This is a genomic window from Citrobacter sp. Cf125 (genome assembly GCF_030333935.1).
GTDB classification, from domain to species: Bacteria; Pseudomonadota; Gammaproteobacteria; order Enterobacterales; family Enterobacteriaceae; genus Citrobacter; species Citrobacter freundii.
Map to the genome: position 1 here is coordinate 941,447 of NZ_JAOWEY010000022.1, position 11,341 is coordinate 952,787.

7 protein-coding genes are annotated in these 11,341 nt (G+C 50.7%); 2 read left to right on the forward strand and 5 right to left on the reverse strand.

Annotation, left to right across the window (positions count from 1 at the left end; translation table 11 throughout):
• Positions 1 to 66: 66 nt before the first annotated feature.
• The 4 genes from alkB to OGV89_RS08805 all read right to left on the reverse strand — a co-directional run bounded on the left by alkB (position 67) and on the right by OGV89_RS08805 (position 4,144).
• Positions 67 to 717, reverse strand: coding sequence for a DNA oxidative demethylase AlkB (gene alkB / locus OGV89_RS08790; protein ID WP_003845138.1), 651 nt, complete (start codon positions 715 to 717; stop codon positions 67 to 69).
• Positions 717 to 1,781 (reverse strand): bifunctional DNA-binding transcriptional regulator/O6-methylguanine-DNA methyltransferase Ada, encoded by a 1,065-nt coding sequence (ada, locus tag OGV89_RS08795; protein WP_003845137.1) that lies wholly within the window; start codon positions 1,779 to 1,781, stop codon positions 717 to 719. Before ada ends, alkB begins: the two co-directional genes overlap by 1 nt.
• Positions 1,782 to 1,860: 79 nt before the next feature.
• Complete coding sequence (apbE, locus tag OGV89_RS08800; RefSeq protein ID WP_003845135.1) at positions 1,861 to 2,913, reverse strand: FAD:protein FMN transferase ApbE; 1,053 nt, start codon at positions 2,911 to 2,913, stop codon at positions 1,861 to 1,863.
• A 115-nt stretch (positions 2,914 to 3,028) separates the two neighbouring features.
• Positions 3,029 to 4,144: a porin OmpC gene (locus OGV89_RS08805; RefSeq protein ID WP_003027588.1), complete on the reverse strand. Its 1,116-nt coding sequence runs from the start codon at positions 4,142 to 4,144 to the stop codon at positions 3,029 to 3,031.
• 738 nt (positions 4,145 to 4,882) lie between these two features.
• Here OGV89_RS08805 and rcsD point away from each other — a divergent pair.
• Positions 4,883 to 7,552, forward strand: a complete 2,670-nt coding sequence (gene rcsD / locus OGV89_RS08810; protein WP_286558523.1) for a phosphotransferase RcsD — start codon at positions 4,883 to 4,885, stop codon at positions 7,550 to 7,552.
• 16 nt (positions 7,553 to 7,568) lie between these two features.
• On the forward strand, positions 7,569 to 8,219 hold the full coding sequence (rcsB, locus tag OGV89_RS08815) for a response regulator transcription factor RcsB (protein ID WP_003027592.1): 651 nt from the start codon (positions 7,569 to 7,571) through the stop codon (positions 8,217 to 8,219).
• A gap of 112 nt (positions 8,220 to 8,331) precedes the next feature.
• Here the strand turns inward: rcsB and rcsC are convergent, their stop codons facing one another.
• Positions 8,332 to 11,178 carry a two-component system sensor histidine kinase RcsC gene (rcsC, locus tag OGV89_RS08820; RefSeq protein ID WP_003845133.1) on the reverse strand — a complete coding sequence of 949 codons (2,847 nt, stop codon included), beginning with the start codon at positions 11,176 to 11,178 and terminating at the stop codon, positions 8,332 to 8,334.
• Between the last annotated feature and the right edge of the window lie 163 nt (positions 11,179 to 11,341).

Genomic DNA, 11,341 nt, shown 5'->3' on the forward strand with positions numbered 1-11,341 from the left:
CCGGACAAGTAATAACAGCCCGCAGTTTAAACATCTCTTCGCTGACAGCAATAATAATTCTTATTTTTATTCTTTTTTACCTGCCTGACGAAACGTCAGATTGTAACGACAGTCTCCGGTCAACGGATGATACCCCGTTTTAAGCGGCTGGATCCCATGATAAAACAGCCGCGAATTACCGCCCCACACCACGACATCGCCATGTTCCAGCAGCAAACGCTTTAAAGGGTCATTACGGCGCAATCCGCCAAATTGAAAGATGGCCGGTAGCCCCAGCGATACAGAGACAATCGGCGCCCGCAGGTCGGGCTCGTCTTTATCCTGATGTAAGGACAGTTTTGCCCCTGGCGTGTAGCGGTTAATCAGGCAGGCATCGGGTTGAAAATCAGCATAGCCCGCCGCCGTCGCCGCCTGTTGACACAGGTCAGCAAATGCATCCGGCAGCGGCGGCCAGTGCACGCCGGTGAGTGGATCACACGGAGAATAAAGATAGCCATGCTGATCCGTCGTCCAGCCCAGATGGCCGCAGTTGGTCATTGCCACCGACATCGTATAGCCGCCGGGCGTTACCATCTGACGAAATGGCGACTGTCTGGCGACAGCCGCTATCGCCTGCAGTAAAGTAGGTGCAGAGTCAAAAGCGAAACGTCGCAGAATAACCGCACCTGAAGCCAGCGGCTCCTGCCAGGGTTTAGCATCCGCAAAAAGATCGAGCATTATGTTTCCTCGCCAGTAGTTTCCCGTTGCAGTAACTGCGCCTTGCGCGCAATACCCCATCGGTAGCCCGAAAGTGCGCCATCACCACGGATCACCCGGTGACACGGTATAACAATCGCCAGTTTGTTGGCCCCACAGGCACTGGCCACCGCGCGTACCGCCTTCGGTTTGCCGATGGCGCTGGCCAGCTGTTGGTAGCTCATTGTTTCGCCGCACGGAATTGCGCGCAGCGCCTGCCACACCTGCTGCTGAAATGCGGTGCCCCGGATATCCAGGGGTAGCGATAGCGACGCGTCACGCGAGTTGATCGCGGCGATCACTTCGCGCACGCGCTGCTGAAAATCGGCATCTGCAGGAACATCCTGCGCGGCGGGAAACAGCTCATGCAGATCCGCAACTAACGTGGCGTCATCATCACCAAGTAAGATCGCACAGATACCCCGCTCGCTTTCTGCCACCAGACAACGACCCAGAGCGCAATCTGCGAGGGTATAGCGTACAGAAACGTTGTCGCCACCTTTACGAAATTGCTTTGCGGTCATGCCTAATGTCTGATCCGCTTTGCGGTAATAGCTGCTGCTGTCGGGGAATCCGGCGTTGAGAATCGCCTGCGTAACCGGAACACCTTTCGCCAGAGCATCGCGCAGACGGCGGGCACGCCAGGACTGCTGCCACGCTTTCGGGGTCATGCCTGTCGTAGCTTTGAACAAGCGATGTAAGTGATACGGGCTCATTGCCACCTGTTGTGCCAACTCGTCCAGCGTAAGAGGTGACTCTTGCTCCAACAACTGGCAGGCGCGGGCAATTTTGTCCAGTCGATGCTGTTGCGCGCTGTCTTTATCCGGCTGGCAGCGCTTACAGGGGCGAAACCCGGCAGCCTGCGCCTGCTGAGCATCAGAGAAAAAGCGGACATTTTTGCGCAGCGCATGTTTTGCCCGACAGGACGGACGGCAGAAAATACCGGTGGTCTGGACGGCAAAAACAAAATGACCGTCGGCGTCGGCGTCACGAGCCAAAACGGACTGCCAACGGTCATCGTCAGTGATGCGTAAACGATTTTTCATTTCGGACTCCTTTGTTAAGCATAGCGCTTAGCGTCAGTGTGTCCCCATAGCCGGATACAAAAACCCGCAATCTTGCTTTTTAATTTTTTTCGCTGACCAGAAAGCTTTTGAACTGCGGCGACATCCAGGTGTTAAACCCCTCGCCCTCTTTCATAATCATATAGACCGCCAGCCCTTCACGACGCACAACTTCTTTGGCCTTTTCCGGGCCGAGCACCATCAATCCAGTATCCCAGCCGTCAGCTTCCAGCGCCGTTGGTGCAATGACCGTTACGGACACCAGGTTGTGTTCAATCGGACGACCGGTTTGCGGATCGATAACATGGGAAAGACGCTTGCCATCCAGCTCATAATAGTTACGGTAGCTGCCGGAGGTGCTAATGCCATGCCCGTTAATGTCTACAATCGCCTGCACCGCGTTTTCACGATCGGTCGGTTTCTGAATTGCGACACGCCACGGATGCCCTTCAGCATTCATACCGCGGCTGTTTAGCGCACCACCAACGGAAACCAGATAACGGGCGATCCCTTCCTGCTCCATTAATCGTGCCAGATGATCGGCGGCGTACCCTTCGCCAACGGTAGAGAGATCCACATACAGATCCGGCAAGTCTTTTTGCAGGTAATTCCGATGCGCTTCATTCACGACCTTTAGATGTGAAAGTCCGGTTTTCGCTTTTGCAGCGTCAATTTGCTCTTGGGTGGGAATATGCAACGGTTGCTGATCCGGGCCAAAGCCCCACAGATTGACTAACGGCCCCACGGTGATATCCATAGCCCCATCGGTTTTTGCGCCAATGCGTAGCGCCGAGGTCACGATATCCGCCATGGCGTCGCTAACCGGCCATGGTGACAAACTATTCGATAAGTTAAAGCGCATCAATGCAGAGTCATTTTTATAGGTGGAGAGCAGTTGATCATCGGCATCAAGCTGAGTCTGGATCTTCACCTGTAGTTCTGCGGCGCGTTTTGCATCGACGCCCACGACACTGACCCGCCAGAAAGTGCCCATGGTTTTACCTTCCAGAACGGTGGCTGCCGTTGTGGTCTGAGCAGGTTTCGGGGCTTCATCGCACCCGACAAAAAAAATCGTCACCGCCAGCAGCGCTGCGCGATAAAATTTCATTTCCATACGTAATTATCCTCATGCGAACGCGCGCAAGAGTACACCAAAAATCGTTGTTTGTACGGCGGAAAAACAGCATTAAAAAAGGCCCCGCAGGGCCTTTGATAACAATAAATGTAGATTAGAACTGGTAAACCAGACCCAGCGCTACGATATCATCGGTACCGATACCTGCGTCACGGGTGAACTGATTGTCATCCAGCAGGTTGATTTTGTAATCAACATAGGTGGACATGTTTTTGTTGAAGTAGTAAGTCGCGCCAACATCAACATATTTCACGATGTCTTCGTCGCCATAGCCACGGCCCAGGTCTTTACCTTTAGACTGCAGGTAAGCCACGGACGGACGCAGACCGAAGTCGAACTGGTACTGAGCAACCGCTTCGAAGTTCTGCGCTTTGTTAGCCCAACCCAGGGAGCCTGCACGCGTTGCGTTGTAGGTCTGAGTGTACTGAGTTGCAAAGTAGAAGTTGTTCGCGTCGTATTTAATACCACCGGTATAGGTTTCAGCACGATCGCCGGTACCGAAGTTCAAACGGTTCTGTTCGTCGGTACGTTTGGAACTGGTGACTGCAGTACCCAGGGAGAAGCCTTCGCCGATATCATAAGTGATAGATCCGCCAACGCCGTCGCCATTCTGACGCAGTGCTTCACGACCGTTGTTGGTCACGCCAGTGAAAGTTCTGCCGGTATCGTCTTCGCCACTCACGCTACCGTTTTTACCCTGGTACTGAATGGCAAAGTTCAGGCCATCAACCAAACCGAAGAAGTCGGTGTTACGGTAGGTCGCGAAGCCGTTACCACGCTGCTGCATGAAGTTGTCAGAACCGTAGGTGTCGCCGCCGAATTCCGGCAGAACGTCGGTCCAGGACGTTACATCGTAAACTACGCCGTAGTTACGACCGTAGTCGAATGAACCCACGTCTGCGAATTTCAGACCCGCAAACGCCACACGGGTCCAGGCGTTGTTTTCATTTTCTGCGGAGTTACCCTGAATCTGGTATTCCCACTGGCCGTAACCGGTCAGTTGGTCATTAACCTGAGTTTCGCCTTTGAAGCCGATACGCATATAGGTTTGGTCACCGTCAGCGCTTTTGTCATCGGAGAAATAGTGCAGACCGTCGACTTTGCCGTACAGGTCTAATTTGTTGCCGTCTTTGTTATAAATTTCAGCCGCATTCGCTGCGCCTGCTACCAGCAGTGCTGGTACCAGGAGGGACAGTACTTTAACTTTCATGTTATTAACCCTCTGTTATATGCCTTTATTGCTTTTTTATGCCACTGCATACTGATTAAGGTCATTAACCAGTCGGCAACTTCATTCTCCGCAAAAACACAGAATAATCCAACACGAATATGATACTAAAACTTTTAAGGTGTTTCATTTATCCGCATAGATGTTTCAAAATATTAATACAAGGGAACTTTTTTAAAATCAAAAAATAGGCAAAATAAGCACAAATAATCAAGAATTATATTAATAGTATTTAAAATCAACAAGTTACATGAAAAAATCTTATAGCACTGAATGACAAAAAAAAATCTTCACTCGCAACTAAAATAGACCCGCTATCATCATTAACTTTATTTATTACCGTCATTCATTTATGAATGTCTGTTTACCCCTATTTCAACCGAATGCTCAGCGTTCGGTTTTTTTTTACCCTTCTTTACACAAAACTTACCTTTCTGTGCTACCGATGCAAAACTATAACGACTATTAACTATCTCATAGCACTGCGCTCAGATATAAGCCTGACAAATAATTGATTGTTATTTAATGCTAAATGTATACTTTCCGTACGAATATTTGTACCCGCCGTTATCCACTGTACACCTTTGCACCGTCACGGGCGCAACCAAATGAGGCGTAAAAAATGCAACCTCTGCCGCGCGGTGTAAGTGTGGTAATTCATACATTACCCTTTATACTGCCCCTTCATCTTTCGCGTCGTTTAACAGGTCATAAACACGAATGAGTCAGTCTGACACAACGGTTTCCACCCGATTCTCCCTGTTGCCAGGAAGTATTACCCGTTTCTTCTTATTACTGATCGTTGTGCTGTTGGTGATGATGGGTGTTATGGTCCAGAGCGCCGTCAACACCTGGTTAAAAGATAAGAGCTATCAGATCGTCGATATTACCCATGCCATTCATAAAAGGGTCGATACCTGGCGATACGTGACCTGGCAAATCTATGACAACATTGCCGCCTCAACCAGTTCGCCGGGTGCAGAAGGGCTGCAGGAAACGCGTCTGAAACAAGACGTCTATTATCTTGAGAAGCCGCGCAGAAAGACCGAGGCGCTGATTTTCGGCTCGCATGACAGTTCTACATTGGAAATGACCCAGCGCATTTCAACATATCTGGATACGTTGTGGGGCGCAGAGAATGTCCCATGGTCAATGTATTACCTGAATGGTCAGGACAACAGTCTGATCCTAATCTCGACGTTACCGCTGAAAGATCTTACCTCCGGTTTTAAAGAATCGACGATTGGGAATATTGTCGATTCCCGGCGCGCTGAGATGCTGCAACAGGCTAATGCGCTAGATGAACGTGAAAGCTTCTCTTCACTGCGCCGTCTGGCCTGGCAGAACGGGCATTACTTCACGCTACGCACGACCTTTAATCAGCCAGGACATCTGGCAACGGTTGTCGCCTTTGACCTGCCGATTAATGACTTGATCCCGCCCGGTATGCCGCTGGACAGTTTCTATCTGGAACCTGATGCCACCTCAACGACCGAGCACCTGAATGAAAAAGAGTCGCCTGACAGCGTCAGCATTAATTTCAACAACAGTAAAATTGAGATCTCTTCGGCGCTAAACTCAACGGATATGCGGCTGGTATGGCAGGTTCCGTTTGGCTCATTGCTGCTCGACACATTGCAAAGCATTCTGCTACCGCTTTTGCTGAACATTGCGTTGCTGGCCCTGGCGCTATTTGGCTATACCACTTTTCGCCACCTCCCAGTCCGTTCCACCCAAGTGGCGCCAAACCTTGCGGCAAATAATGAACTGCGCGTTCTTCGCGCAATCAATGAAGAGATTGTTTCCCTTCTGCCACTGGGATTACTGGTACACGATCAGGAAGCAAATCGTACGGTGATCAGCAACAAAATTGCCGATCACCTGCTGCCGCATTTAAATCTGCAAAACATTACCAACATGGCAGAGCAGCATCAGGGAATCATTCAAGCCACCATCAATAATGAACTGTATGAAATCAGACTGTTTCGCAGCCAGATCTCCCCGAGAACGCAGATCTTTATCATTCGTGACCAGGACCGCGAAGTGCTGGTCAATAAGAAGCTGAAACAAGCGCAGCGGCTGTATGAGAAAAATCAGCAGGCCCGCGCGGCCTTTATGCAGAATATTGGCAGCGCGCTGAAAGACCCCGCGAAAACGTTGGCTGCCAATGCCGCCGCGCTCAATACACCGGACAGCCAGAAACTGGCAAATCAGGCCGACGTTCTGGTGCGAATGGTGGACGAAATCCAGCTAGCCAACCTGCTGGAGAACGATGCCTGGAAAGGTGAATCCACACTGTTTTCCGTGCAGGCATTAATTGACGACGTAGTTCCGGAGGTTCTGCCAGCCATTAAGCGTAAGGGGCTGCAGCTACTGATTAAAAATCACCTTAGCGCCCATGATGAACGCCGTGGCGATCGCGATGCCTTGCGCCGTATTTTGCTGCTGTTGATCCAATATGCGGTAACCACCACGCAGATTGGTAAAATAACGCTGGAAGTCGACCAGGATGAGTCAGAGGCTGAACGCCTGACCTTCCGCATTCTGGATACCGGGCAAGGCGTCACATTGAATGAAGTTGATAATCTCCATTTCCCGTTCATCAATGACACGCAGGGCGATCGGTATGGCAAAGCCAACCCTCTGATGTTCTGGTTGTGCGATCAGTTAGCCCGTAAGCTTGGCGGACACCTGAATATCAAAGCGCGGGAAGAACTTGGAACACGTTATATCGTCCATGTTAAAATGCCGCTGCACGATCAACATGCTGATAGTGAAGAGCGCCTGTTGGATGACGTCTGCGTAATGGTTGATGTCACCTCAAATGACGTACGTAGCATTGTATTACGTCAGCTGGAAAACTGGGGGGCAACCTGCATCACGCCCGATGAACGGTTGAATAGTCAAGAATATGATCTCTTTTTAACGGATAATCCGTCTAATCTTACTGCTTCAGGCCTACTTTTAAGCGATGATGAGTCTGGCGTGCGGAAAATTGGCCCTGGCCAACTGCGCGTTAACTTTAATATGAGCAATGCTATGCAGGAAGCTGTCCTTGAGCTGATTGAAGAGCAACTGGCGCAAGAAGGGTTCCAGGAACTCCCCCTCGGCGGGGATGAAAACGCCGAACTTCATGCCAGTGGTTACTACGCTCTCTTTGTAGACACAGTACCGGATGATGTTAAGAGGTTGTATACTGAGGCGGCTATCAGCGATTTCGCTGCGTTAGCCCAAACGGCCCATCGCCTGAAAGGCGTGTTTGCCATGCTTAATCTGGTACCCGGCAAGCAGTTATGTGAAGCGCTGGAACATCTTATTCAAGAGAAAGATGCTCCAGGTATAGAAAAATACATCAGCGACATTGACGTTTACGTCAAGAGCTTGCTGTAGCAAGGTAGCCCAATACATGAACACTATGAACGTAATTATTGCCGATGACCACCCGATTGTACTGTTCGGTATTCGTAAATCACTTGAGCAAATCGAGTGGGTAAATGTTGTCGGCGAATTTGAAGACTCCACTGCACTGATCAACAATTTGCCTAAGTTGGATGCGCATGTGTTGATTACCGACCTCTCCATGCCGGGAGATAAATACGGTGATGGGATCACGTTAATTAAATATATCAAGCGTCATTTCCCGAGCCTGTCGATTATCGTTCTGACCATGAACAACAATCCGGCTATTCTGAGCGCGGTACTGGATCTCGATATTGAAGGGATTGTACTGAAGCAAGGTGCGCCAACCGATCTGCCGAAAGCGCTTGCCGCACTACAGAAAGGTAAGAAATTCACCCCGGAAAGCGTGTCTCGTCTGCTGGAAAAAATCAGCGCCAGCGGCTATGGCGACAAACGTCTGTCACCGAAAGAGAGTGAAGTTCTGCGTCTGTTTGCCGAAGGTTTCCTGGTTACTGAAATCGCGAAAAAACTCAACCGCAGTATTAAAACCATCAGCAGCCAGAAAAAGTCGGCAATGATGAAACTCGGTGTGGAAAACGATATCGCCCTGTTGAATTACCTCTCTTCCGTAACGCTGAGTCCCTCAGACAAAGAGTAATTCTTTTAACACCAAAGTGCCTGATGGCACGCCGTTTATCAGGCCTACGAATGACACTGCTTGGTGCGTGTTCCGTAGGCCGGATAAGGCAAGCGCCGCCATCCGGCATCTGTTATTCCCGCGCCTTCCTCACCCTTTCCGCATAGACCGTCAGCGTTTGCTTCAATACATCCAACGTCACTGGCTTAGACAGACAGCTATCCATACCCGATTCCAGGCAACGCTGCTTCTCTTCGGCCAGCGCGTTGGCCGTCACGCCGACAACCGGCAGCGTTAACCCTAACTGGCGGATACGCTGGGTCAGGCGATAACCATCCATGTTTGGCATGTTGACGTCACTCAGCACAATGTCGATATGATTTTTGCTGAGCACATTGAGCGCATCCACACCGTCATTCGCGGTTTTACACTGATATCCCAACGATCCCAATTGATCGGCCAGTAAGCGCCGGTTTATAGGATGATCGTCAACAACCAGGATCATCATGTCATCGTTCGTCGCACCGGCTTTATCCGGGGTTGGCAGCGCCGTGGAGAGATCTTCACTCCCCAACTCTACACTGTAGATATGTGCCAGCAGCGCAGGCAGTTCGTGCGGTGACGCCACGCTGTGTACCCATTCTCCAGGCTCTCTTTCCAGCGGAATGCCAATATGTCGGCGGCAGAAAATCACCGCTGCTCGCCCCTGCCAGGCCTGTTCCAGCACATCGTCGGCCACCAACAGGTCATCCGCATCGGGCTGTTGTCCCTCATATCGCAGCACCTTCATCCCATTACGCGTCAGGCTGGATTCGAGAAAGTGGTACAGTGACGCATTACGTACTGCCAGCCAGCAACGCGTGCCAGCCAATCCTTCAACACCCTTTTTCAGCGGATACTGTGCGCCATAAAGCGGAATACGCAGCGTAAACTGGCTCCCCATTCCCGGCTCGGAATCGACGGAAATATCCCCATCCATCATGCTGATCAGTTTTTCACAGATCGCCAAACCAAGTCCCGTTCCCTGGAAATTACGCTGTACGCCAGTCCCCACCTGGAAGAAAGGATCGAACAACCGAACCACCTCTTTGGCAGGGATCCCTACACCCGTATCACGCACTCGAATGCTCAGGTAGTCGCCGCTGCACTGCACGTGCAACACAATACAACCGGTATCGGTAAACTTGATTGCGTTACTCAGTAGATTAGAAATCACCTGTTGTAAACGCATCGGATCGCCATTCAGCGCCACAGGCACATCCGGATCGATAAAGCAGTACAACCCCAACTGCTTGCGGACCACCAGCGGCAAATAGTTAGCCGTAATATGGTTCATGACTTCACGCGGTGAAAACTCTCGCGGTTCAATCTTCAGCTGTTCAGATTCAATCTTTGAGAAGTCGAGAATATCGCTGATAATTTTCAGCAGCAGGCTGGAAGAGTTATTCATCGCCGTTACCAGACGATCCACCCCACTCGGTAACTCTTTGGTTTGCAACAAATCAAGGTTACCGATAATACCATACAGCGGGGTACGTAGCTCATGGCTCACCGTCGCAAGGAACATCGATTTTGACTGGCTAGCCTGTTCCGCCGCCTGTGCCATCTCCTGCAACGACTCTTCCATTTTAACGCGCGCACTGACATCAACAAGGACACAAATTGCCACGTTTTCATTACGATAGCGCGAGTGCACAAAGCTGATTTGCAGATTGGTATTGTTGCTGGTCAGCACATCAACAAAATTGACCTGTTGGCCGCAAATAATTTGCGTTAACCGCTGACGGTCTTCATGCGTCAGCATGTTCAGATAGGTGTGCGCCAGTTCGTTACTCAGAATATTAATGCCATCCATCGTGCGCAGAATACAAATACCCACCGGCGCAGAAGCCACGATTTTACGGTTAAACTGCTCATGTTCTTCCAGCCGCTGAGCATCACTTTCCGCTGGAATAAAAATGCGCCGTTCATACATGCGCGTGAGCATAAACAATGCCGCCCCGACCAGCACGTTCAGCAATATAGCGTTCAGGATCATCATGCGGATCCGCTCCAGCACCAGGTCGACAGGAACGGAGTACACGATGCTCAGGGAGGACGGAGGCAGATTTTTCTTCAGTACCAGCTCGCGGAAACCTGGCGTGTAACCAAACCAGGAGCGCTCCTGCATCCAGTGGGGCTCAGCCTTAATATTCCCTTCAGGGCCGGTGAGAGAAATTAGCGCATGCCCATTTTCGTCGAGGATGGTCACGCCCATCGGTAAACTACCCGGTGTGAAGAAATTCTCCATGCGAATAGGCTGCTCTACGCCCAACAGCGCCTGGAGACGATTGGCGAGGTAAACCGGCGTCAGTGCATAGAAATACCCTACTCCCGGACGCGGCCCCTGGCTAATCCAGAACAAGTTGTTGCCGTTTTCTTCTTGCGTAGCATTGCGATACTTAATAATGCGCTCATGCAGAGCCTTCAGGGCCTCGTCTCGTTCGACGGGCATATCACGCAAACCGAAATTGGCCATACAGAGGTTGTCGCTGCCGATCAGGAACACTCGATTTAAATCATAAGCGGCGGAAAAGTTGTCGCGCCAGTAGCGCATAAACCATGCCAGTGATTCCAGAGAACCTCGCCAGGCGTTACCCATTACGGAACAGTCGGAGTCGGCAAACAGCGGCTCAAAATTAGGCACGACGGTTTTATCATCTCGCGCCCGCAGCGACATCACGCCGTTTTCCGCCGTTAAGCGATTTTCGGCAATATATTTCAGCTCTTTAATCACATCAGAGGTACGCTGAATGTAACGTTGGGCCTGATCGGAGCTGAGATTAAGCTCCTGATGGATTTCAGACTCTCGCTGGTGCAGCGCATTCACAATGTAAAACACGGAGGCAAACGCAATCAGACACCAGATAACGAGCGCCAGCGCTCTGAACAGGTAGCGTGAGACTTTTAGGGTTGAATGAACGGAAGCAAGGTATTTCAAAGGGGCGAAGCTCCGCCTCAGGGCATTAATAGAGTGTGGTTAAGGTAGCGGTAAATGTCCGGCGTCGCAATGCCCTCTCTTTACGGGAATATGATACACCGCTCTGAAACCATTGTCTTAACCCGTGATAATCGTCGTTTGCCTGAAAAACACTGCACGGATG

Bases quoted from the DNA above. Each gene is read 5' to 3' on its own strand.
- alkB (WP_003845138.1), bottom strand. From the start codon at position 717: ATGCTCGATCTTTTTGCGGATGCTAAACCCTGGCAGGAGCCGCTGGCT.
- rcsB (WP_003027592.1), top strand. From the start codon at position 7,569: ATGAACACTATGAACGTAATTATTGCCGATGACCACCCGATTGTACTG.
- ada (WP_003845137.1), bottom strand. From the start codon at position 1,781: ATGAAAAATCGTTTACGCATCACTGACGATGACCGTTGGCAGTCCGTT.
- rcsD (WP_286558523.1), top strand. From the start codon at position 4,883: ATGAGTCAGTCTGACACAACGGTTTCCACCCGATTCTCCCTGTTGCCA.
- apbE (WP_003845135.1), bottom strand. From the start codon at position 2,913: ATGGAAATGAAATTTTATCGCGCAGCGCTGCTGGCGGTGACGATTTTT.
- OGV89_RS08805 (WP_003027588.1), bottom strand. From the start codon at position 4,144: ATGAAAGTTAAAGTACTGTCCCTCCTGGTACCAGCACTGCTGGTAGCA.